This window comes from Corynebacterium sp. CCUG 51687, from assembly GCF_024453995.1.
GTDB classification, from domain to species: Bacteria; Actinomycetota; Actinomycetes; order Mycobacteriales; family Mycobacteriaceae; genus Corynebacterium; species Corynebacterium pseudogenitalium.
The window spans coordinates 61,040-83,465 of record NZ_JAGPYT010000006.1 but is presented as its reverse complement, the minus strand read 5'-3'; the positions used below and the strand labels follow the sequence as shown (position 1 = coordinate 83,465).

Here is a 22,426-nt window from a genome sequence, read left to right as displayed (position 1 = left end):
TGAGAAAGGGCACCCGATGACCGAGCTGTATGACAAGAAGGATTTCAACGTTGCGCCACACCGCTACGGAGACGACGTAGAGGCGGTGTTGATCCCCGAGGAAGACCTGCAGCGGCGCATCCAAGAGCTGGCTGACATGGTCTCCGAGAAGTACCGCGACTCCGAGCAGGACCTAGTGCTCGTGTGCGTGCTCAAGGGCGCTGTGTTCTTCTTGACGGACTTCGCCCGCAAGCTCTCCATCCCGTGTGAGATGGAGTTCATGGCGGTGTCCTCCTACGGCAGCTCCACCACCTCTTCGGGCGTGGTGCGCATTCTGAAGGACCTGGACAAGGAGATCGAAGGCCGCGACGTGCTCGTGGTCGAGGACATCATCGACTCCGGTTTGACCCTGTCGTGGCTGCTGAAGAACCTGTCGGGGCGTAACCCGAAGAGCCTCGAGGTGATCACGCTGCTGCGTAAACCTGAGGTGCAGAAGGCCAAGATTGATCTTCTCGACGTCGGCTTCGACATCCCCAACGAGTTCGTTATCGGCTACGGCCTGGACTACGCCGAGCGCTACCGCGACCTGCCGTACGTGGGCACGTTGCACCCTCGCGTCTACTCCGACGCGCCTGAGGACATCTAATACACACAGAAGAGCTGTATGACCAAGAATAAAAACGTGTTGCGGTGGGGCCTGATCGGCGCCACCGTGCTTATTGTTTTGTACCTGCTCACCCTCATCGGGGATGACACCCGCGGCTACCAGCGCGTGGACACGTCGATCGCGATGGAGCAGCTGCAGAACAAGAACGCCAAGGAAGTCCAGATCGACGACCGCGAGCAGCGCGTCCGCATTGACCTGCGGGAGCCGATCAAGGTCGAAGAGCGCGAGGGCGTCGAGCAGATCAGCGCTCAGTACCCGGCGCGCACCACGCCGGAAATTTTCGGCGCGGTGAAGGAAGCCGCGCCAGACAAGTACAAGACGAACGTGACGCAGGAGTCCTTCCTGATGTCGATGCTCGGCTTCATGCTGCCGATGGTGCTGATCTTCGGCCTGCTGTTCTTCTTCATGTACCGCATGCAGGCCGGGGGCGGCATGTTCGGGATTGGGTCGTCGAAGGCGAAGCAGCTGTCGAAGGACAATCCGACGAACACGTTCGCGGACGTCGCTGGTGCTGATGAGGCTGTCGATGAGCTGCAGGAGGTCGTGGACTTCCTGATTGACCCGAAGATTTACGAGTCGCTCGGCGCGAAGATTCCGCGCGGCGTGCTGCTGTACGGACCTCCGGGCACGGGTAAGACGCTGCTCGCGCGCGCAGTTGCGGGTGAGGCCGGGGTACCGTTCTACACCATTTCCGGCTCCGACTTCGTGGAGATGTTCGTCGGTGTGGGCGCCTCGCGCGTGCGCGACCTGTTCAAGCAGGCACGGGAGAACTCGCCCTGCATCATCTTTATCGACGAGATCGACGCCGTCGGCCGCCAGCGCGGCTCCGGCATGGGCGGCGGCCACGACGAACGCGAGCAAACCCTCAACCAGCTGCTCGTGGAGATGGACGGCTTCGGCGACCGCGAGGGCGTGATCCTGATCGCGGCGACGAACCGCCCGGACATCCTGGACCCGGCGCTGCTGCGCCCGGGCCGCTTCGATCGTCAGATCCCGGTGACCAACCCGGACATCGCGGGGCGCGCCCAGATTCTGAAGGTGCACGCGAAGGGCAAGCCGTTGTCCAAGGACGTGGACCTGGATGCGCTGGCGAAGCGCACCGCCGGCATGAGCGGTGCTGACCTGGCCAACGTGCTCAACGAGGCCGCGTTGCTCACCGCCCGCATTGGCGGCAACGTGATCACCCCGGACGCGCTGGAGGAGGCCACGGACCGCGTGATCGGCGGGCCGCGCCGCTCCTCGAAGGTGATTTCGGAGAAGGAGAAGAAGGTCACCGCCTACCACGAGGGCGGGCACACGCTTTCGGCGTGGGCGCTGAAAGACATCGAGCGCGTCTACAAGGTCACCATCCTCGCCCGCGGCCGCACCGGCGGGTTCGCCATGACAGCCGACGAGGACGACAAGGGCATGTACAACCGCGACGAGCTCTTCGCCCAGCTCGTCTTCGCCATGGGTGGGCGCTCCGCGGAGGAGCTCGTCTTCGGCGAGCCGACCACGGGTGCCTCCAACGACATCGAGCAGGCCACCAAGATCGCGCGCGCGATGGTTACCGAGTACGGCATGACGTCGGCGCTCGGCACGGTGAAGTACGGCCAGGCGCAGGGCGACGCCTTCTCCGGCATGGGGGCTGGCGCCAAGATGGAGTCCTCGCCGGAGGTTGCGGCCACGATCGATAAGGAGGTACACACGCTTATCGACGCCGCCCACGCCACTGCCTACGGCATCCTGGAGCAGTACCGCGACCAGCTCGACACCATGGTGTCCAAGCTGCTGGAGAAGGAAACGCTGCGCCGCCAAGACCTCGAAGCGCTCCTCGAAGGCGTGGAGCCCCACCGGCCGGAGCTGCCTGCCTACGACATCCGCTTCGGCCGCCAGATCGGCCGCGAGCCCGTCAAGACCCCTGTTGAACTGGCCGAAGAGCGTGGCGAGGAGCCACCAAAGCGCTTCTCCATCCTTGAGGCGTCGCGTGAGACGCGGGAGCGGCGTCGAAAAGAACGGGAGAAGGAGCACGGCGCTCTGCTGCCACCGCCGCCTGCGGGAGGCGCCCCGACCTACGGCGGGCCGAAGCCGCCGAGCGACTGGACGTACCCGGGCGCGCCGAAGCGTGAGCCCGCGCCAGAGCCGAAGCCTGAGCCGGAGACCCACCCGGGCATGGACAACTACCGCCCGGACGAGGAAATCGGGTTCCGCCTGCCGGAGCACGAGCGGCCCGACCGGCCCGACCGACCGTCAGAGGAAGAAACCAAACAGCTGCCACGACACAGGAGCAACGAGGATGACCAGTAAGTTCGACCGCGCCCGCGCCGAAGCCGCGGTGCGCGAACTCCTCATCGCAGTCGGCGAGGACCCGGACCGTGAGGGGTTGAAGGAAACCCCGGTGCGGGTTGCGAAGGCGTACGAGGAAGTGTTCGCGGGGCTGCACCAGGACCCGAACGCTGTGCTGGAGAAGACGTTCGCGGAGGACTACCGGGAGCTCGTGCTGGTGCGCGACATCCCGGTGTACTCCACGTGTGAGCACCACCTGGTGCCGTTTTTCGGCAAGGCGCACGTCGGTTACATCCCGGGCAAGGAAGGCAAGGTCACGGGCCTGTCGAAGCTCGCCCGCCTGGCCGATATGTACGCGAAGCGGCCACAGGTGCAGGAGCGGTTGACGGCGCAGATTGCGGACGCGATCGTCGATAAGCTGGGGGCTTCCGCCGTGATTGTGGTGCTGGAATGTGAGCACCTGTGCATGGCGATGCGGGGCATCCGCAAGCCTGGTGCCGTGACGACGACCTCCGCGGTGCGCGGCGGCTTCCAGAAGAACGCCGCCTCCCGGGCCGAGGTCTTGAGCCTGATAAGGAGCTAACAATGGTCAGTGTGCAGGATCTCACCGCGCCGGGGCGCACGACGGTGATGGGCATCGTCAACGTCACGGAGGATTCGTTTTCGGACGGCGGGAAGTGGCTCGCAGTTGACGACGCCCTCTCGCACGCCCACGAGCTGGTCCGCCTGGGCGCGGACATCATCGACGTGGGTGCGGAGTCGACCAGGCCGGGCGCGACGCGTGTGCCCGCCGAGGTCGAGGCGGCGCGCGTTGTCCCGGTGATCCGGGCCCTTCACGAGGACGGCATCCGGACCTCCGTGGACACGATGCGCGCCGCCACCGCCGATGCCGCAGCCGAGGCGGGCGTGGACCTTATCAACGACGTCTCCGGCGGGCTCGCGGACCCGGACATGTACGCCACGATGGCGCGCACGGACCTGCCGGTGTGCCTGATGCACTGGCGCGCCCAGCAGTTCGTGAACGCCTCCGGCGCCGCCGACCACGGCGGGGACGTGGTGGCCGACGTGCTCGGCCTCTTCGACGAGCTGGTTGCCAACGCCACGGTCGCTGGGGTGCGCCCCGAGCAGATCACGCTGGACCCGGGCCTCGGCTTTGCCAAGACCCCGCAGGAGAACTGGCAGCTGCTGCAGGCCCTGCCCGCGCTGATGGACTGCGGCTACCCGCTGCTGGTGGGGGCCAGCCGCAAGCGCTTCCTCACCGGGGTGCGCGCCGCCCGCGGGCTCGAGCACGGCCCGGTCGATGCGGACCCAGCCACCGCCGCCGTCACCGCCCTGTGCGCGCAGGTCGGCGCCTGGTGCGTGCGCGTGCACGAGGTGGCCGTCTCCCGCGACGCCGTGGACGTGGCCGCCGCGTGGAAGGCGGGCAACCTTGGCTGACCGCATTGAACTCAAGGGCCTGTCCGTCTACGCGCACCACGGCGTGCTGCCGCACGAGCGCGAGCACGGGCAGCGCTTCCTGCTGGACATCACCTGCTGGCTCGACTTCGCAGGCGCCGCAGCCACCGACGACCTGACCCAGACGATGAACTACGCGGAGCTAGCCCAGTTGGCCAGCGACATCGCCTCGGGCACGCCGCGCCAACTCATCGAGACGGTCGCGACCGAGATCGCCGAGGCCGCCATGGAGCGCTTCGACATCCTGCACGCGGTGGAGGTCACGCTGCACAAGCCGCACGCGCCGATCCCGCTTCCCTTCGAGGACGTCGCCGTGGTGGCACGCCGTTCCCGTAAACGGATGGGGGCCCGCTGATGCGCGCGGTGATTTCGGCAGGCTCCAACATGGAGGACTCGCGTGCCCACCTGCAGTCGGTCGCCGACGAGTTCGCCGCCGAGCTCCTCGACGCAAGCTCGATTTACGCCACCGCGCCCTGGGGCGGGGTGGAGCAGCCAGACTTTCTCAACCAGAGCTTTCTTATCGAAACCGACAGCGACGACCCCTACAGCCTCCTTGCCCGCTGCCAGCGCCTGGAGCAGCAGGCGAACCGGGTGCGCGACGTGCGCTGGGGCCCGCGCACGCTGGACGTGGACATCATCGACTTCGAGGGCTACCGCAGCGACGACCCTGAGCTGACGCTGCCGCACCCACGCGCGCACCTGCGCGAGTTCGTGCTGGTTCCTTGGCTGGAGATTGACCCGCACGCCAAGCTGCTCGATCGCCCGGTCAGCGAGATTCTCGCGGAGCTGGAGCCGCAGGGGGTTCGCAAGCTGTGAAACGCACGCCGCTGTCCGGAGTGATCGCCGTGTTCGGGTTTTGTACCGCCGCGGCGTTCATTGTGGTGCGCCGCCTGTTCGGCCTGCTTGAGTCGCTGAACATGGTGGTGCCGCTGAGCCTCTGGATCGTCGCCGCGGTGTGTTTCTACGTTGCGTTTATGGTGCACAAGCGCCGTGATGAGGGCAAGGTTGGCCTAGATCGCAGCCAGCTCAACCCGATGATGGCGGCGAACTTCATGCTGTTTGGCAAGGCCTGCACCTGGGCAGGCGCGGTCAGCGGCGGGCTGTACGCGGGGTGCCTGCTCTTCGTGCTGCCCCGGATGCACGTGCTGATGGCCGCGGCGCAGGACGTGCCGCCCTTGGTCTCCGGGGCGTTGGGCGGCGTCACGCTGGCGGTGGCCGGTGTAGTGCTGGAACGGGTGTGTGAGGTGTCGCCGCCCTCAAGTGGAGAACAGGTTAGCTAAGGTAGTGGGCATGAAAAATACTTGGGTGATTGTTCCATTTGTGGCTGCGCTTGCAGGCACAGTGGTGATGTTGTTTACCAACTCCGCGAACATACTCAAGCTTTCGCTGATCCTGGCGCTGTGGGCCGCCGTCGCGGGCCTCATTGTGATCTACCGCCTGCGCCGCGACAACGAGGAGGCCGCGCGCCTGCAGGAGGAGCGGGAGAAGACGTTCGCCGCAGAGCTGGAGGCTGCGCGCGCTGGCGCTCCCTCGGGTGTCGACGCCCCCTCCGAGGAATTGCTGCGCGACATCCAGGAGGAGCTGCGCTCCCTGCGCTCCACGATCGAGGAGATGAGCGGGCACGTCTTCGAGTACGAGCCCGCCGCCGTGCACGCCGCGGCGCGCCGCATCCAGGAGATTGAGTCCTTCACACAGCCCACCTACGAACCGTCCGACGACCGCCCGGCCGGGGCGCCGTCCTCCGACGCGATCGCCGGGCGCATTGGCAGCCAGCCGAGCCGGGAGACGCAGAACCCGCTCACGGCGCTGATTAGCGAGCACCAGGCGAAGCAGGAAGCGCAAGAAGCACAAGAAGCGCAGAAGCCGGCGCCTGAACCGGCACCAATCCCGGAGCCTGAGCCCGTACCCGAGCCAGTGCCTGAGCCGGAGCCCGAACCGGAACCAGAACCAGAGCCTGAGCCTGAGCACGGCCGCCACGAGCAGCCAGTCACTGAGGTCATCGAGACCGTGCCGGAACCAGCCCCGCGCGCTGGGGGACGCCGCCGCCGCGACGCGGCCGGTGACAACGCTGTCTCTGTCGCCGAGCTGCTAGCGCGCCGCAACAAATGAGCCCAACGCTGACCATCGCCGCCTGGCGCGGCCCCAGCGCGCTGAGTGATCAGCTTGCGCGCGCCGGGCACCGCGTGACGTACCCGTGCGTGGCCGCGGACATCGCCGCCGCCGACCTGGTGCTCCTCGAGGGCTCCGCTGACGTTATTGAGCGCGCCGCCGCCGAGTGCGCGCCGTTCGTGCGACCGAAGCAGATGTTCTGGCACACCAACCTGGACCACGGCGCCCAGCTCCTCGACGAGGTTGAGGTCGCAGGGGCCGTCGTCATGTGCGCGCACAACATCGTGGACAACGTGTGGGTCACCTCCGCAGCCGACGAGCTGGGGGAGACCGTGATCGCGCTGCTGCTCGGGGAGCTCGGGCAGGTCACCATGCCGATCACGGATGCGGACCGCCCGCTGGTGGCCACCGCCCAACACCTGCGCGCCCTGCAGCGCGTCGTCCAGGAGGACGCGCTTGCGCTGCTGCGGCAGGCCAACCCCAACTTCGAGGCGGTCGCGGACGCCTTCGACGGCGCCGAGCTGCCGCCGCTGCGCCCGCTCGACCGAGAGCCGGTTGGGGGAGAAGGGGTGCGTCGACTAGTAGAAGTATTGGAGCGCCGCGCGGCGCAGCAACGAGAGGAAGACCTGTGACTTTTGAACCGGGCAACGCGGTTGTCGTGCGTGATGAGCAGCTGCTGGCCACCTACGGGCGCGCATTCCGCAAGATTGGCAAGACGATCGCGGTCGTGCCGCTGGGCGCCGACGTGCACGCCGGGCACATCGAGCTGATCCGGGCGGCGAAGTCGCTGCTCGGCGCGTACGTGTTTGTCACCTACTCAGGCGAGGAGGTGCCCGAGACCTTCCGCAATGAGGGCGTCGACGTGGTCTTCCACGGCGAGCTGCGCACCGCCGTGAGCGTGCGCACCGGAATGGAGCACCTCGACGACGCCGACGCCGTGTCCCGCGACGTCGCCCGCATCCTGACGGTGCTCAACGCCACCCACGCCACCGACCTGGTGATGGGGGAGAAGGACTTCGAGCTGCTCGTGGCCACGCAGCTGGCCGTGTCTGGGCTGCGCATGGAGGTCAAGCTACACAGCGTGCCCACCGTGCGCATGCCGAACGGGCTGGCGCTTTCACTACGCAACGAGCGCGTCGCTGAAGACGCCCACGACCGAGCGCTTGCGCTGTCCGCCGCGCTGACCGCCGGGGCCCACGCCGCCGAGCACGGCGCCGAGACCGTCCTGGACACCGTGCGTGGTGTGCTCGAGGCAGCCGGGGTTGCACCGGCGTACCTCGCCGTGCGTGACCTGGCCATGCGTGAGGCCCCCGCCCAGGGCGACGCCCGCCTGCTCGCCGCGATCGACCTGCCCGCCACCGACGGCGGCACGGTGCGCCTCCACGACAACGTGGGTCTGCCGCTTGGCATCGGGTTCAAACACATCGAGGACTAGGGCGGAAAGACGAGGGCCATAGCGAGAAACGGCGAGTTATTCGCTACACTCTTTGGCATGCCTATAGACCTGATTGCTGGAATCCTGAACGAGCGCTTCGGCATGGACTTCACCCCCGAGCAAGTCCAAGCCACAGGGCGCACCGAAGACTCACAGCTCTTCGTCGCCAGCAATGATGCAGGCCAGGCCGTCGAAGTCGAGCTTTTCGACGCCGCCCAGCCCGAGAACCAGCGCCGCGACATCGCAGGGCTGAACCGGGCGCTTGCCGCCTCGAACCACCCGGGCGCGTTCCAGCCGCGCAGCGCCGGCTACACCGACGACGGCCACCTCTACGTACTGCGCGAGGCCCCGACCGGCGCTTCGCTCGCCCGCCTGATCGCCGACAAGCGCGCTGACGGCGGCGTATTCACCCCCGCCGAGGCCCGCGAACTGCTCATCGGCGTGGCTGAAGCCATCGACGACTATGACGCCCAGGGCCTCGGCGCGTTCGTGGCCCGCTCCGTGGACGCCTCCCGGATGCTGGTGCAGCCAGCCTGGTCCAGCGTCCCCGTCAAGCTCACCCTGGTTGGCCCGACGGCCACCGCGCCCGAGCATGCCGAGGAGCAGCACGCGGCGAACGTCGCAAGCTTTATCGACCTCTTTAACTCCATGACCGGCCTTGACGTCGACGAGGACGCCGCCAACGCCGCCACCGGCTGCGTCGGTTACCTCAACGCCGTCGCCGGTGAACCTCTCGATGAGCCGGAGGTCTCCCCGGTCGCGCCGGGCGCCACCGACGGTTACCGCCAGCCACCGCAGCCCTACCCGTATGGGCCGACCGGCGAGTACGTGCGCCCAGAAGACGAGAAGAAGTTCAAGCTCTGGCCGTGGATCGCGGCCATCGTGGCGCTGCTGCTCATCGCCGCAGGCGGCATCTGGTACTGGATGCAGCACCGCGGTGAGGAGTGGGTCGGCGTCGAGGCCGAAATCGCCGAGACCTACCCTGGCATCGTGTCCGACAAAGCCGGGCAGAAGGGCTGGCACGGCCTGATCTGTGACTCCGCCACGCCGGACGAGGGCCAGGAGGGCAAGATCCGCTGCGCGAACGAGACGTTGGGGGTCTCCGTCGCAAAGTATGTGTCCTCTGATGCGCTCGAGCGCGTCCTGCCGGACCCGAAGGAAGCCGTCGTGCTTGGCTCCGGCGAGTGCCTCATCTACGACTACCAGCTTCCCGACGCCACGCCGCCAGCCTTCGTGCTGACCCCGCGCACCGAGCGCGAGTACATGGTGGTCATCAACGGCGATGATGCCGAGGCACAGCGCCTCGACCTGCCTCTCTGTGCCCCAGTGGCCGACGAGGAGTAGCCTTAGCGGGCTATGAAATCAACGAACCCGGTACTGCTTATTGGAGTGCTGGTGGTCTCCGCGATGATGATGATCTTCAACGAGACCACCGTCGCTGTTGCCCTGCCCGCAATCATGGCGGACTTCGGCGTACCCGCCGATACGGCCCAGTGGCTGATGACCGGCTTCCTGCTCACCATGTCCGTGGCGATCCCGGCCTCCGGCTTCGTCATCCAGCGCCTCAGCACCCGCGCCGTCTACTTCGCCTCGATGGCGCTGTTCATCGTCGGCTGCGTCATGGCGGCCACCGCGCCCTCGTTCGGGGTGTTGCTCGCCGCGCGCGTGGTGCAGGCACTTGGCACGGCGGCGATGTTGCCGCTGCTCATGACGGTTACCGTGACGGTGGTCGCCCCGCAGCGCCGCGGCACGGTGATGGGACTCAACGCGGTGGTGATGTCGGTGGCGCCCGCCCTTGGCCCCACGCTCGCCGGCTTCGTGCTCGGCGCGTTTACCTGGCACCACATCTTCTGGGTGATGGTGCCCATCCCAGCCGCGGCAGTGCTGCTCGCGGTGTTCGCCCTCCCGAACGTCGGCGAGCGTCACGACGCCCCACTCGACATCTTGTCGGTTCTTCTTTCAGCGGTGGCATTCGGCGGTCTTGTCTATGGCTTATCGACGATCACCGCCCTCCTCACCGGCGAATCCTGGAATCCTCTTGTGGCCCTGGTCATCGGCGCGGTCTTCCTGGTGCTGTTCGTGCGCAGGCAGCTGCGCCTCGCGCCAACCGGGCGCGCGCTACTCGACCTCCGCGTCTTTACCCACCGCAACTTCGCGTTCTCGGTGGTGGGCGTGTTCATCGCCTTCGGCATCCTGCTGGGCACCGTGAACATTCTGCCTGTCTACATGCAGGTCGGCCTGGGGATTTCCACGGTGGCCACCGGTCTGATCCTGCTGCCAGGTGGTATTGCACAGGGCGTCGCGTCCCCAATCGCGGGGCGCTGCTACGACGCGTACGGGCCCCGGCCCTTGACCATCCCTGGTGCGGTGCTGATGCTGGCCTCCCAATGGATCCTGGTCGCGATTCTCGCCGACAACACCCCACAGTGGCAGCTCGTCGCCGTACTGATCCTGGTCAACGTGGCGATGTCCATGATCATGACCCCACTGATGACCGTGTCACTGTCCTCGCTGCCCTCGCAGCTCTACGCCCACGGCTCCGCGGCGCTCAACACGCTGCAGCAGCTCGGCGGGGCGGCGGGCACCGCGGTGTTCATCGCAACGATGACCATGGGCACCCAGGCCACCGGCAGCGCCTCCGACGGGACGGCGCGCGCCTTCATCGTTGGAGGCGTCGGCATGCTGCTCGTCGTTGTAGCCGTGTGCTTTGTGGGAGGCAAGCCGAATACACGACTAATTGACCACGGCTGACCCGGACCGACTAGGCTAGGTCAGCGTGAAGAATCAAACAACGCAGGACCTCTCCGAACAGCAACAGTTCCGTCGTGCGAAGCGCGAAAAGCTTCTGAGCGAAGGCCGCGACGCCTACCCAGTCGTCGTCGACCGCACGACCTCCTTGCGCGAGCTGCGCCAGAAGTACCGTGCCGTGCCCGAGGGCGAAGGCGACGGTCAGTTCAACCTCGCGCCGGGCGAAGAGACACAGGACGTCGTCGCCGTCGCGGGCCGCATTATGTTCCAGCGCAACACCGGCAAGCTCTGCTTCGCCACCCTCCAGGAGGGCGACGGCACCCAGCTGCAGGTCATGCTTTCTCTCGCAGAGGTAGGGGAGGAGGCGCTCGCGTCCTGGAAGGCCGACACCGACCTCGGCGACATCGTCTCCGTGCGTGGCCGCGTCATCGCTTCCCGCCGTGGCGAGCTCTCCGTCCAGGCGCAGTCCTGGCACATGGCGTCCAAGGCGCTACGCCCGCTTCCTGTCGCGTTCGCTGATATGAACGAGGAGCAGCGCGTCCGCCACCGCTACACCGACCTCATTATGCGCGAGGACGCCCGCAAGAATGCCATGACCCGCATCAAGGTCATCGCAGCTGTGCGTAAGTTCCTCACCGGCCACGACTTCGTCGAGGTCGAGACGCCGATGCTGCAGACCCTGCACGGCGGTGCCGCAGCCCGCCCGTTCATTACCCGCTCCAACGCGCTCGACATGGATCTCTACCTGCGCATTGCGCCGGAGCTCTACCTCAAGCGTTGTGTCGTTGGCGGCATTGAGCGCGTCTTCGAGCTCAACCGCAACTTCCGCAACGAGGGCGTCGACTCTTCCCACTCGCCTGAGTTCACCATGCTCGAGACCTACCAAGCATGGGGCACCTACAAGGACGGCGCGAAGACCATGCAGGAACTCGTGCAGTTCTGTGCGAAGGAAGTCTTCGGCTCCACCACCGTCACCCTTCCAGACGGCACCGAGTACGACCTCGGCGGCGAGTGGAAGGTCATGGAGATGTACCCTTCCCTCAACGAGGCGCTGCAGCGCAAGTTCCCGGGCCAGCCTGAGGTCACCATCGAGTCCTCCGTAGAGGAACTCAAAGGCATCGCCGACGTCATCGGCCTGAAGGTGCCGAAGGATGAGGGCTGGCTGCACGGCAAGCTCGTCGAGGAGATCTGGGAGCACCTCTGCTCCGACCAGCTCTACGAACCGACCTTCGTGATCAACTTCCCAGTCGAGACGTCCCCACTGACCCGCGACCACCGCGAGCAGCCCGGCGTCACCGAGAAGTTCGACCTTTACGTCCGCGGCTTCGAGCTGGCCACCGGCTACTCCGAACTTGTCGACCCCGTCATCCAGCGCGAACGCTTCGAAGACCAAGCCCGCCTTGCCGCACACGGCGACGACGAAGCCATGGTCCTCGACGAGGACTTCCTCGCCGCCATGGAACAGGGCATGCCACCAACCGCCGGTTGCGGCATGGGCATCGACCGCCTGCTGATGGCCCTGACCGGCCTCGGCATCCGCGAGACCGTACTGTTCCCGCTGGTGAAGCCGGAGGCGTAGGGCTTTTCTCGTTGGGCTTTTGTTGAGCCCGGCGGGGCCCTCGGCTCCCTCTCGCACTTCCCCTCAGAAAAAGTTCCCGCGATTTCAGGAATGGCGGGAACGTTCTTCGTTGACAGCCGTCGCGACCTGGAGAAACGCGAGTGCCGGTCGACCGGAACCGGCCTCAAACGCAAAGAAGTTCCCGAGCGTGGGAACTTCTTCTCGTGCCTTGAATACAGAGGACCATAAGAATGTGCGACCCGTGTTGATGGGGTTGACCCAAACACAGGTCCTCAGCCACGGAGCCAGTGGCAACCGCCTGAAGGTTTACTTCAGCGGTATGCCGTTGGCGTCGGTGTCGTAGCCTCCGCCGCCGACGAGGACCATGATCATCTCGATGATGCACCACACCCATAGTGCGAGGAAGATCGGCGTGGAAACAATCCAGCCGACGAACGGGATCAGGCTAAAGAGGCTGCCGGTCAGGAAGAGTCCCACTTTGGTGACGCCACGGACGTTCTGCCCAAGGTAGAAGTTGCCGATGCCAAACGAGCCTAGGAAGAAGAACAACGCCGCTGCGAGGAACTTGTTCTTTTGGGGCACGGCGCGCCCGTAGGCCATCTGCATCTGCTGCATTTGTGGCATTTGTGCAGGTGCGAACTGCTGCATCTGCGGTTGTCCGTACGGTGAACCCTGCCCGAACTGCCCAGCTTGCCCGAACTGCCCAGCCTGCCCGTATTGCCCGAACCCTTGGAATTGCCCGGTTGGTTGCGAGATGGGGAGCCCGTCTTTGTCGTACATGGGCTGCTGTTCGTTCATGTGTTTTCCTCAATTCAAGGCAGTCGGGAAAGGTGTATTCCGTAGTGTAGTTCATTCGTGTCCCTTTGTATCGGTATGATGCGCAGAGTTAGGCAGCAGAGTTAGTCAACAGTGATGGGCGTAAGGCGATTCGATGGTGAAGCAGGTTTCGTTGTGGGTGTGGGTGCTCGTTGGGGTGCTCGCGGCCGCGAGTGGGCTCAGTGAGGTTTTTGACAGTGCGGCGCGCGGCGAGTTGCTGGACGTCGGCGTGTTTCGCGACGCCGGCAACGCCCTGACCAGCGGCGCCGACCTGTACGACGACTTCCCGACTCGTAGCGGATTCCGCTTCATCTACCCGCCGTTCGCGGCCTTGCTGTTTGTTCCGCTGACGTGGATGCCTGAGCCGGTGATGGACGTGGTGTGGACGTTGGCGACGATGGCGTGCGTGGCGCTCATTTCGTGGTTGGCGCTGCGCAGGCTAGACGTGAAGGTCACGCCGCTGGTGCTGGTGGGAGTGATTGCGTGGTCCTTGGCGATTGATCCGCTGCAGGCGAATTTCTTCTTCGGCCAGATTAACGTGTTCTTGTTCGCGCTGGTCGTGGTGGATGTGCTGGGCCTGTTGCCGCGGCAGCTGCGCGGTGTCGGCGTGGGCATTGCGGCCGGGATTAAGATCACGCCGGCGGCGTTCGCGATTTTGTTCTTGGTGAAGAAGGATTGGGCGTCGGTGGCGCGTGCGGCGGGGACGTTTGTGGGCACGATTCTGATTGGTGTGCTGATGCGTCCGGCGGAGACCTGGTACTACTTCACCGACGAGTTCTTCAACACCGACCGCGGCGGCAACGCGATGTACCCGCCGAACCAGGCGCTGTCCGGCCTGTTTGCGCGCGCGGGTCTCGAGGCCCCGACTGGCGTCATTTTCCTCGTCTTCGCGCTGCTCACGGGCTTGGGTGCGTGGTACCTGCTGCGCCGGGGGCTGGACGTGCATGCGCTGTTCTTCGTCGCGCTGGGCATTAGCGTGGGTGGGCCGTACGCGGTGTCGCACCATTTCTCCTGCGTGATGTTGGCGGTCCCGCTCATTTTCGCGGCGGTGCCGTCGGCGTGGAAGCTTGCGCACGTGCTCTACGTCGCGGTGCTGTTCGTGCCGTCGTATCAGCTCTACCCGGAGGTTGATGCCTACAGCTTCTCGACGCCCCTTTGGTACATGGGCAACCTGATCGGGTTGGCGTCGCTGGCGATGTGGGTGGCACTGCTTCTGGAGCGATGGTTCCCAGCTGAGAGCAAGCTTATTGCACACCAAAACGTTCCGACATATAGTGGAACGTAATACCAACCACAGGGTTGTTACCTGCCGGGTTCGGCGGGGCAAGACCTGGGACGTTTTCGCGTCCCGGGTCTTTTTTCATCCCTGGTTCTATGTAGAAAAGGAGTGAACATGGCAACCAAGCAGGCCGGCTTGCAGGAGCAGGCGGCGGATATCCTTGCGGGGATTGGCGGTGCGGACAACATTGCGTCCTTTACGCACTGCGCGACCCGTTTGCGTTTTGAGCTCAACGACGCCTCCCTGGCTGACAAGGAGCGTCTCGAGGCGAACCCGAAGGTGATGGGTGCGGTGCCGCAGGGCGGGTCGCACTACCAGGTGATTGTTGGCGGGGACGTCGCGACGGTGTACAACGCGATGAACAACCTGCCGGAGATGCAGTCGCGTGGCAGCCAAAGCAACGATGACGTGAAGGCGGCCCAGCGCGCGAAGGCGCAGGGCAAGGTGCCGTGGATGGACGCCTTCTTCGAGTACCTCTCGGATTCCTTTAGGCCGATTCTGGGTGTGTTGCTTGGGGCGTCGTTAATTATTGCGTTTGCTGCAGTGATGGACGCGCTGGGATTTGTTGACTTCCGTGCGGAGGTCAAGACGCCGGGTTGGCAGTTCGTCGACGCGATGTGGCGCTCGGTGTTTTACTTCCTGCCGGTGATGGTTGCGTACAACGCGGGCAAGAAGCTCAACATTGAGCCGTGGGTGCCTGCCGCTGTCATCCTGGCGCTGTTCACCCCTGAGTTCATGGGGCTGGCGAGCCACCCGGATGCCGTGGTTGAGACGAATAACCTGCTCGGCACCGAGGTCAGCCGCGTGACGGTGATGGGCCTGCCGATGCTGCTGCCTGACTACGGCGGCAACGTGTTCGTGCCGCTGATCATGGCGGTCGTGGCGGCCCTGGTGTACAAGGGCTTCCAGAAGATCATCCCGTCCGCGGTCCACATGGTGTTCGTGCCGTTCCTCACCCTCTTGGTGATGATCCCGGTTACCGCGATCGTGATTGGCCCGCTCGGCTACGCGCTCGGCGCATGGATTGGTGTTGGCCTCGCATGGCTCAATGGCAATGCGCCATTCGTGTTCGCCATCCTGATCCCGATGCTGTACCCGTTCCTGGTGCCGCTCGGCCTGCACTGGCCGCTCAACGCCCTCATGCTGGTCAACATCCAGACCCTGGGCTACGACTTCATCCAGGGCCCAATGGGTGCCTGGAACTTCGCCTGCTTCGGTGCAACCGCGGCTGTGTTCGCGCTCTCGCTGCGCGATAAGGATCCAGTCATGCGCCAGACCTCCGGGTCGGCGCTGGCAGCTGGTCTGTTCGGTGGTATTTCGGAGCCGTCGCTCTACGGTATTCACCTGCGCTACAAGAGGATCTACCCGCGCATGCTGGTGGGCTGCTTCACCGGTGGCCTGACCATCGCGATCCTGGGCACCCCGTTCGGTGGTGTGCAGACCAACGCGTTCGTGTTCACCTCGCTGCTGACCACCGTGGTCTTCAGCCCGATGTGGGTCTACGTCATCGCGATCGCGGTCGCGTTCTTCACTTCCTTCTTTGTCATTTACTTCACCGACTACCGCACGCCGGAGGAGCGTGAAGAGGCCCTGGCTCGCGCACGCGCGGCACAGGAGGAAAAGGAGCAGGAGGAAGCTCCGGCAGTCGCAGCAGCAGCTCCGGCGGCGGCCGCTCCAGCCGCTGCAGCAGCAGATGCCGACGCGCCTGCAGCTGCGGCGACCCCAGCAGCGGACACCCGCGAGGTCACCGCGCCGATCGCAGGCAAGGTTGTCCCGATGGACCAGATCCAGGACGCCGCGTTCGCATCCGGTGCGCTCGGCCAGGCGATTGGTGTGCTGCCGGAAGGCGGCGTCGAGAAGGTTGTGGCGCCGGTTGCTGGCAAGGTGATCTCTGTCGCGAAGACGGGCCACGCCTACGGCATCAAGACTGATGACGGCGTTGAGGTCCTCGTCCACATCGGCATTGACACCGTCAAGCTGAAGGGCGAAGGCTTCACCCCGCTCGTGGAGAAGAAGCAGCGCGTCGAGATTGGCGACGCCCTCGCGGACGTCGACTTCGGCGCAATCGCAGGTCACGGCGTGGACACCACGGTGATTATGACCGTGGTCAACTCCAAGTCGCTGGCCGCTGTGGAAGATATCGCCACTGGTGAGGCCGAGGTCGGCCAGCCACTGTTGGGGGTAACCAAGTAGGGTCGAACACATGCAAATACTGCGCATCTTTAACAACAACGTCGTCCTGGCCCGCCGCGGGTCGGAGGATGTTGTGGTGACCGGTCGGGGCATCGCCTTTGGGGCAAAGAAAGGCGACGTCCTCGACGAGTCGAAGGTGCAGCGAGTATTTGTTCCGGCGGATGGTCGGGACCCGGACCACTCCGGCCAAATGATTGCCGGGCTTCCCGCCGAAGATATACACCGTGTGACCGCAGCGTTGGAGGCCGTGGGCGCAAAGCCCAGCATCACGCTGGTCACCGCGGTGACGGACCACATTATTAATGCACTTGAGCGGGCCTCCCGCGGCGAAGAGATCGCCTACCCGTTGCGCGCCGAGGTCCAGCACTTGTACCCAGCAGAGTATGCACAGGGCGAACGCCTGCTGGAGCACATCAACATTCTTTTCGACGCCACCCTGCCCACCACCGAAGCCACCGCGCTTGCGATGCACCTGGTCAACGCCGGTTTCAACACCGGTGACCTGGCGCATACGTACCGGATGACGGGGTTGATTCAGCAGATGATGCAGATCATTGCGGCTGAGTTTGGGGTGGAGTTCGAAGCGGCGTCGATAAATGTGGCCCGGTTTATTACACACATTCGTTATTTGTTTGTTCGCCTTGAGCAGGGGAAACAACTCGAGCGCGGAAATTCTCCGCTGGCGCGTGAGTTGACGCGCAGTTACCCGAGGGAAGTTGAGTGCGCCCGAAAAGTGGCCGCTGTAGTGGAGCTTCGCTTCGATACAGCGTTGACAGAAGATGAAATTGCGTACCTTGCTCTGCACATTGCGCGCCTCAGCGCGTACCATCAAATGTAATACCATTAGCTTGATTGCTGAAAGGACACACTCATGACTGACCGCACCGTCTTGTATGGGATCGGGGTTTCCTCAGGTACCGCCTCTGGCCCGGTCGCAGTTGTTACACCCGCCGTTGGTATCGACGAGCACGAACAACCATGCACCGACCCAGACGCTGACGGCGAGCGTGTCGTCGCGGTCCTGGAAGAAGTCTCCGCGTCCTTGACGGCGCGTGCAGAGCACGCAAACTCCGAAACGTCCAAGGCTGTCCTTGAGGCAACCGCCACCTTGGCGAAGGACCGTGGCCTGGTGCGCGGCATTAAGAAGGAGCTGAAGAAGGGGACCGGCGTGACCAAGGCGGTCCACGACGCTGTGGAGGCCTACGCGGCGAAGTTCCGCAAGCTCGGCGGCTACATGGCTGAGCGCGTCACCGACCTCTACGACATCCGCGACCGCGCCACCGCGCGCCTGCGTGGGCTGCCGGAGCCGGGCGTTCCAGCGCTGACCGAGCCGTCCGTGCTCGTCGCGAACGACCTTGCACCGGCTGAGACCGCGACGTTGGATCCAGCGTTGGTCGTCGGCATCGTGACGGAGGCCGGTGGCGCGACATCGCATACGGCGATCCTCGCCGCGCAGCTCGGCATCCCGGCAGCGGTGCAGGTCAAGGGCATTAGCGAAGCGCTTGTCGACGCCCCAGCGATCGCCCTCGACGGTGGCGTCGGCGAGGTGATCGTCGCCCCGAATGAGTCGGACGTCGTCGAGCTCGAGGAGCGCTCCCGCCGCCGCGCCGCAGCCCTGGCTGGTTCCTCCGGCGAAGGTGCCACCCGCGACGGCTACCGCGTGAAGCTGCTGGCCAACATCGGCACCGCGGACGACGCCGCGAAGGCCTCCGGCTACGACCTGGAAGGTTCCGGCCTGTTCCGCACCGAGTTCCTCTTCCTGGACCGCGACTCCGCCCCGAGCGTCGAGGAGCAGACCGAGACGTACACCAAGGTGCTGCGCGCATTCGGTGACCGCCGCGTCGTCGTGCGCACCCTGGACGCAGGCGCCGACAAGCCGCTGTCCTTCGCCGACCTCGGCGAGGAAGAGAACCCGGCACTGGGCCGTCGCGGCCTGCGCCTGTCCATGGCCCGCGAAGACCTCCTCGACGACCAGCTCAAGGCGCTGGCCGCAGCACGCAAGGCTGTCCCGGAGGCTGAACTGTGGGTCATGGCCCCAATGGTGGCCACGGTGGAGGAGACCCGCTGGTTCACCGAGCGCGCACGCGCCCACGGCCTGCCGAAGGTCGGCGTGATGGTGGAGACCCCCGCGGCCGCGATCCGCTCCTCCCACATCCTGGACATCGCGGACTTCGCGTCCATCGGCACCAATGACCTGTCGCAGTACACCATGGCCGCCGACCGCATGCAGGGCGAGCTCGCAGAGCTGCTCACCCCGTGGCAGCCGGCAACGCTGGCCATGATCCGCGAGACCTGCCGCGGCGGCGAAGCCACCGGCAAGTCCATCGGCGTGTGCGGCGAGGCAGGCGGCGACCCGCTCATGGCGCTCGTCCTCGTCGGCCTGGGCGTGAGCTCCCTGTCCATGGCGCCGGGCAAGGTCAACGCGGTGCGCGCCGCGCTACGCCTGCACGACCGCGACACCTGCCGCCAGATGGCAAACTTTGCCGTCGACGCCCCGACCGCGAAGGAAGCACGCGAGAACGTGCTCAAGATCGCGGATCCGGTGCTGCGCGACCTGCTCTAAACTGGCCGGTTGGGGCCGGAGGAGGCGTCGAAAAGCCTCTGTTCGCTACGAGCGAACACCCGACCTGAGCTGGTGCGATGGCCCCTGAATCCATGAAGTGACGCCCTCGGCGGGACGATGTGTCCGCCGGGGGCGTTATGGTTGGTGACAACTCTTTAAAAACCGTTATTAGTAAGGGGTCAGCCAGTTGTTTGAGAGGTTTACCGATAGGGCCCGCCGCGTCATCGTCTTAGCCCAGGAGGAGGCGCGCGAGCTGAACCATAACTTCATGGGTACCGAGCACATCCTGCTCGGACTTATTAAAGAAGGCGAAGGCGTCGCAGCAAAGGCGCTGGAGTCCATGGGTATCAATCTTGACGACGTCCGCTCCGAAGTCATCGAGATCATCGGGCATGGCACGCAGCCAGTCACTGACCAGATCCCATTTACCCCACGCGCCAAGAAGGTACTGGAGCTCTCCCTGCGCGAAGGCCTGCAGATGGGGCACAAGTACATCGGCACCGAGTTCCTGCTGCTCGGCCTCATCCGCGAGGGTGATGGCGTCGCAGCCCAGGTGCTGATTAAGCTCGGCGCCGACCTGCCACGCGTGCGCCAGCAGGTGATCCAGCTGCTCTCCGGCTACGAGGGCGGCGAAGCACAGAACCCGGAGACCCCGCAGGGCGGCGGCCCCGGCTTCGCGGGCGCCGGCCAGGGCCCAGGCATCATGGGTGGGCCGCGCCCGGGCCAGCAGGGCGAGCGTTCCAACTCGCTCGTGCTCGACCAGTTCGGCCGCAACCTCACCGCAGCAGCCCGCGAGGGCAAGCTCGACCCGGTGGTCGGACGCGACAAGGAAATCGAGCGCATCATGCAGGTGCTCTCGCGCCGCACCAAGAACAACCCGGTGCTGATTGGTGAGCCGGGCGTCGGCAAGACTGCCGTCGTGGAGGGCCTCGCGCTCGACATCGCGAACGGCAACGTCCCCGAAACGCTCAAGGACAAGCAGGTCTACTCCCTCGACCTTGGCTCCCTGGTTGCAGGCTCGCGCTACCGCGGTGACTTCGAGGAGCGCCTGAAGAAGGTGCTCAAGGAGATCAACCAGCGCGGCGACATCATCCTGTTTATCGACGAGATCCACACCCTCGTCGGCGCCGGCGCTGCCGAAGGCGCCATCGACGCTGCTTCGCTGCTCAAGCCGAAGCTGGCACGCGGCGAACTCCAGACCATCGGCGCGACGACGCTCGACGAGTACCGCAAGCACATTGAGAAGGACGCCGCCCTCGAGCGCCGCTTCCAGCCCGTCCAGGTCGACGAGCCCTCCGTCGAGGACACCGTCACCATCCTGCGTGGCCTGCGCGACCGCTACGAGGCGCACCACCGCGTCTCCTACACCGACGACGCCCTCAAGGCCGCCGCCACCCTGGCGGACCGCTACATCAACGACCGCTTCCTGCCGGACAAGGCCGTCGACCTCCTCGACGAGGCCGGCGCCCGCATGCGCATCAAGCGCATGACCGCCCCTTCCGAGCTGCGCGAAGTCGACGATCGCATCGCCGACGTCCGCCGCGAGAAGGAAGCCGCCATCGACGCCCAGGACTTCGAGAAAGCAGCGGGCCTGCGCGACACCGAACGCAAGCTCGGCGAGGAGCGCAAGGAAAAGGAAAAGAAGTGGCGCTCCGACGACCTCGAGGAAATCGCCGAGGTCGGCGAAGACCAGATCGCCGACGTGCTCGCGCACTGGACCGGCATCCCAGTTTTCAAACTCACCGAGTCCGAGTCCTCGCGCCTGCTCAACATGGAGTCCGAGCTGCACAAGCGCATCATCGGCCAGGACGAAGCCGTCCGCGCGCTGTCGCGCTCCATCCGACGCACCCGCGCCGGCCTCAAGGACCCGAAGCGTCCATCCGGCTCCTTCATCTTCGCCGGCCCATCCGGCGTTGGTAAGACGGAGCTGTCCAAGGCACTTGCCGAGTTCCTCTTCGGCGACGAGGACTCCCTCATCCAGGTCGACATGGGCGAGTTCCACGACCGCTTCACCGCTTCCCGCCTCTTCGGTGCCCCTCCGGGATACGTCGGCTACGAGGAGGGCGGCCAGCTCACCGAGAAGGTCCGCCGCAAGCCGTTCTCCGTGGTGCTCTTCGACGAGATCGAGAAGGCGCACAAGGAGATCTACAACACGCTGCTCCAGGTGCTCGAGGAAGGCCACGTCACTGACGGCCAGGGCCGCATGGTGGACTTCAAGAACACCGTGCTCATCTTCACGTCCAACCTGGGTACCGGCGACATCTCCAAGCCAGTCGGCCTCGGCTTCACCGGCAACACCGCCACCGACGCTGACGCCCAGTACGAGCGCATGAAGAACAAGGTCCACGACGAGCTGAAGAAGCACTTCCGTCCAGAGTTCCTCAACCGCATCGACGAAATCGTGGTCTTCCGCCAGCTGACCCAGGAAGAAATCGTGCAGATGGTGGACCTGCTCATCAGCCGCGTGGACACCAACCTGGCCGCGCAGGACATGGGCATCGAGCTCACCGAGAAGGCCAAGAACCTCCTGGCCATCCGCGGCTTCGACCCAGTGCTCGGTGCGCGCCCGCTGCGTCGCACCATCCAGCGCGAGATCGAGGACCTGCTTTCGGAGAAGATCCTGTTCGGCGAGATCGGCGCCGGCGAGATCATTACCGTCGACGTCGAAGGCTGGGACGGCGACATCGAAGCCGCCCGCAACACCCGCGGCAAGGCAGCGCCGGACGCGACCTTTACGTTCACCCCGCGCCCACGCCCGCTGCCAGCCGAAACCTTCGGTGAAGACGCCGCGTCCGAGGAACCAGAGGAGAAGGCAGTCAGGGACATCACCCCTTCGGAGGGCACCCCTGAGACCGAAGCTTCCCAGTTCCCGGACGAGCGCCCGGAGTCTGGTCCTGAGCCTGACTCCGACTCCGATTCCGACGGTCGGGGACCTGAACCGGTCTAATCAATAGGTTGGAAAGCCGCACCCTGGTGGTGCGGCTTTCTTTTGTCGTGGTGGGATGGGTGTTGGTGCCAATAGACGCAACCTTATACGTCTAGCGCTTTCCTGACCTGCGGGCATGGTGGGGGTGGATTTTAGGATTGCGTCCTTTGGCACTCAGCGCATCCAAAGAGGCACCAAATTCCCTCGCGCGGCGGCAGCGAACTGGGGAAACGCAAAAACGCGCTCCTAAATCAGCGAATTTGGTGCCATCGAAGCCGGTCCAGTGCCAATAGACGCAACCTTATACGTCTAGCGCTTTTCTGACCTGCGGGAATGGTGGGGGTGGTTTGTAGGATTGCGTCCTTTGGCACTCTATGTATCCAAAGAGGCACCAAATTCCCTCGCGCGCCGG

The 22,426-nt window shown here is 65.2% G+C and carries 19 protein-coding genes; 18 read left to right on the top strand and 1 reads right to left on the bottom strand.

Features of this window, described 5'->3' with window-relative positions; translation table 11 throughout:
- Positions 1-16 precede the first annotated feature (16 nt).
- From hpt to lysS, 13 genes are read left to right on the top strand one after another with little or no spacing between them, the layout of a single operon-like run.
- Complete coding sequence (hpt, locus tag KBX13_RS07440; protein WP_176754803.1) at positions 17-625, top strand: hypoxanthine phosphoribosyltransferase; 609 nt, start codon at positions 17-19, stop codon at positions 623-625.
- 18 nt (positions 626-643) lie between these two features.
- Positions 644-2,932, top strand: coding sequence for an ATP-dependent zinc metalloprotease FtsH (gene ftsH / locus KBX13_RS07435; RefSeq protein ID WP_256021482.1), 2,289 nt, complete (start codon positions 644-646; stop codon positions 2,930-2,932).
- The gene (folE, locus tag KBX13_RS07430) at positions 2,922-3,494 is read left to right on the top strand and encodes a GTP cyclohydrolase I FolE (protein ID WP_256021480.1); all 573 of its coding nucleotides are present in this window, start codon (positions 2,922-2,924) and stop codon (positions 3,492-3,494) included. Before ftsH ends, folE begins: the two co-directional genes overlap by 11 nt.
- A 2-nt stretch (positions 3,495-3,496) precedes the next feature.
- Positions 3,497-4,348 carry a dihydropteroate synthase gene (gene folP / locus KBX13_RS07425; protein WP_256021479.1) on the top strand — a complete coding sequence of 284 codons (852 nt, stop codon included), beginning with the start codon at positions 3,497-3,499 and terminating at the stop codon, positions 4,346-4,348.
- Positions 4,341-4,721 carry a dihydroneopterin aldolase gene (folB, locus tag KBX13_RS07420; protein WP_070361894.1) on the top strand — a complete coding sequence of 127 codons (381 nt, stop codon included), beginning with the start codon at positions 4,341-4,343 and terminating at the stop codon, positions 4,719-4,721. The genes folP and folB overlap by 8 nt, the downstream gene beginning before the upstream one ends.
- Positions 4,721-5,182: a 2-amino-4-hydroxy-6-hydroxymethyldihydropteridine diphosphokinase gene (gene folK, locus KBX13_RS07415; RefSeq protein ID WP_070361895.1), complete on the top strand. Its 462-nt coding sequence runs from the start codon at positions 4,721-4,723 to the stop codon at positions 5,180-5,182. The genes folB and folK overlap by 1 nt, the downstream gene beginning before the upstream one ends.
- Positions 5,179-5,646, top strand: coding sequence for a DUF3180 domain-containing protein (locus KBX13_RS07410; RefSeq protein ID WP_070361896.1), 468 nt, complete (start codon positions 5,179-5,181; stop codon positions 5,644-5,646). Before folK ends, KBX13_RS07410 begins: the two co-directional genes overlap by 4 nt.
- Positions 5,647-5,656: 10 nt before the next feature.
- Complete coding sequence (locus KBX13_RS07405; protein ID WP_256021477.1) at positions 5,657-6,475, top strand: DUF6779 domain-containing protein; 819 nt, start codon at positions 5,657-5,659, stop codon at positions 6,473-6,475.
- A complete protein-coding gene (locus KBX13_RS07400) occupies positions 6,472-7,107 on the top strand; it encodes a hypothetical protein (protein ID WP_256021476.1) in 636 nt (211 codons plus the stop codon). The genes KBX13_RS07405 and KBX13_RS07400 overlap by 4 nt, the downstream gene beginning before the upstream one ends.
- Positions 7,104-7,910 (top strand): pantoate--beta-alanine ligase, encoded by an 807-nt coding sequence (locus KBX13_RS07395; RefSeq protein ID WP_256021474.1) that lies wholly within the window; start codon positions 7,104-7,106, stop codon positions 7,908-7,910. The genes KBX13_RS07400 and KBX13_RS07395 overlap by 4 nt, the downstream gene beginning before the upstream one ends.
- Positions 7,911-7,967: 57 nt before the next feature.
- A complete protein-coding gene (locus tag KBX13_RS07390) occupies positions 7,968-9,254 on the top strand; it encodes a hypothetical protein (protein WP_256021473.1) in 1,287 nt (428 codons plus the stop codon).
- Between the two features lie 12 nt (positions 9,255-9,266).
- Positions 9,267-10,661 (top strand): DHA2 family efflux MFS transporter permease subunit, encoded by a 1,395-nt coding sequence (locus KBX13_RS07385; RefSeq protein WP_256021471.1) that lies wholly within the window; start codon positions 9,267-9,269, stop codon positions 10,659-10,661.
- Between the two features lie 25 nt (positions 10,662-10,686).
- The gene (gene lysS / locus KBX13_RS07380; protein ID WP_256021470.1) at positions 10,687-12,237 is read left to right on the top strand and encodes a lysine--tRNA ligase; all 1,551 of its coding nucleotides are present in this window, start codon (positions 10,687-10,689) and stop codon (positions 12,235-12,237) included.
- A 306-nt stretch (positions 12,238-12,543) separates the two neighbouring features.
- Here lysS and KBX13_RS07375 read toward each other — a convergent pair whose 3' ends face one another.
- The gene (locus KBX13_RS07375; RefSeq protein ID WP_256021469.1) at positions 12,544-13,035 is read right to left on the bottom strand and encodes an NINE protein; all 492 of its coding nucleotides are present in this window, start codon (positions 13,033-13,035) and stop codon (positions 12,544-12,546) included.
- Between the two features lie 133 nt (positions 13,036-13,168).
- On the opposite strand from KBX13_RS07375, the gene KBX13_RS07370 reads away from it, so the two are divergent.
- The 5 genes from KBX13_RS07370 to KBX13_RS07350 all read left to right on the top strand — a co-directional run bounded on the left by KBX13_RS07370 (position 13,169) and on the right by KBX13_RS07350 (position 22,035).
- Complete coding sequence (locus KBX13_RS07370; RefSeq protein ID WP_256021467.1) at positions 13,169-14,338, top strand: glycosyltransferase 87 family protein; 1,170 nt, start codon at positions 13,169-13,171, stop codon at positions 14,336-14,338.
- Between the two features lie 108 nt (positions 14,339-14,446).
- Positions 14,447-16,525, top strand: coding sequence for a glucose PTS transporter subunit IIA (locus tag KBX13_RS07365; protein WP_256021465.1), 2,079 nt, complete (start codon positions 14,447-14,449; stop codon positions 16,523-16,525).
- A 10-nt stretch (positions 16,526-16,535) separates the two neighbouring features.
- A complete protein-coding gene (locus KBX13_RS07360) occupies positions 16,536-17,363 on the top strand; it encodes a PRD domain-containing protein (protein ID WP_070478127.1) in 828 nt (275 codons plus the stop codon).
- A gap of 33 nt (positions 17,364-17,396) precedes the next feature.
- Entirely contained in the window at positions 17,397-19,088 is a 1,692-nt protein-coding gene (gene ptsP / locus KBX13_RS07355) for a phosphoenolpyruvate--protein phosphotransferase (RefSeq protein ID WP_256021462.1), read from the top strand.
- Positions 19,089-19,275: 187 nt separating this feature from the next.
- Positions 19,276-22,035, top strand: coding sequence for an ATP-dependent Clp protease ATP-binding subunit (locus KBX13_RS07350; RefSeq protein WP_256021461.1), 2,760 nt, complete (start codon positions 19,276-19,278; stop codon positions 22,033-22,035).
- Positions 22,036-22,426: the final 391 nt, after the last annotated feature.

What these genes read in the sequence shown, in the direction of transcription:
- hpt (WP_176754803.1), top strand. Translation starts at nt 17, where the DNA reads ATGACCGAGCTGTATGACAAGAAGGATTTCAACGTTGCGCCACACCGC.
- KBX13_RS07390 (WP_256021473.1), top strand. Translation starts at nt 7,968, where the DNA reads ATGCCTATAGACCTGATTGCTGGAATCCTGAACGAGCGCTTCGGCATG.
- KBX13_RS07365 (WP_256021465.1), top strand. Translation starts at nt 14,447, where the DNA reads ATGGCAACCAAGCAGGCCGGCTTGCAGGAGCAGGCGGCGGATATCCTT.
- KBX13_RS07400 (WP_256021476.1), top strand. Translation starts at nt 6,472, where the DNA reads ATGAGCCCAACGCTGACCATCGCCGCCTGGCGCGGCCCCAGCGCGCTG.
- folK (WP_070361895.1), top strand. Translation starts at nt 4,721, where the DNA reads ATGCGCGCGGTGATTTCGGCAGGCTCCAACATGGAGGACTCGCGTGCC.
- KBX13_RS07385 (WP_256021471.1), top strand. Translation starts at nt 9,267, where the DNA reads ATGAAATCAACGAACCCGGTACTGCTTATTGGAGTGCTGGTGGTCTCC.
- KBX13_RS07405 (WP_256021477.1), top strand. Translation starts at nt 5,657, where the DNA reads ATGAAAAATACTTGGGTGATTGTTCCATTTGTGGCTGCGCTTGCAGGC.
- ftsH (WP_256021482.1), top strand. Translation starts at nt 644, where the DNA reads ATGACCAAGAATAAAAACGTGTTGCGGTGGGGCCTGATCGGCGCCACC.
- ptsP (WP_256021462.1), top strand. Translation starts at nt 17,397, where the DNA reads ATGACTGACCGCACCGTCTTGTATGGGATCGGGGTTTCCTCAGGTACC.
- folP (WP_256021479.1), top strand. Translation starts at nt 3,497, where the DNA reads ATGGTCAGTGTGCAGGATCTCACCGCGCCGGGGCGCACGACGGTGATG.
- KBX13_RS07375 (WP_256021469.1), bottom strand. Translation starts at nt 13,035, where the DNA reads ATGAACGAACAGCAGCCCATGTACGACAAAGACGGGCTCCCCATCTCG.
- folE (WP_256021480.1), top strand. Translation starts at nt 2,922, where the DNA reads ATGACCAGTAAGTTCGACCGCGCCCGCGCCGAAGCCGCGGTGCGCGAA.
- KBX13_RS07360 (WP_070478127.1), top strand. Translation starts at nt 16,536, where the DNA reads ATGCAAATACTGCGCATCTTTAACAACAACGTCGTCCTGGCCCGCCGC.
- KBX13_RS07370 (WP_256021467.1), top strand. Translation starts at nt 13,169, where the DNA reads ATGGTGAAGCAGGTTTCGTTGTGGGTGTGGGTGCTCGTTGGGGTGCTC.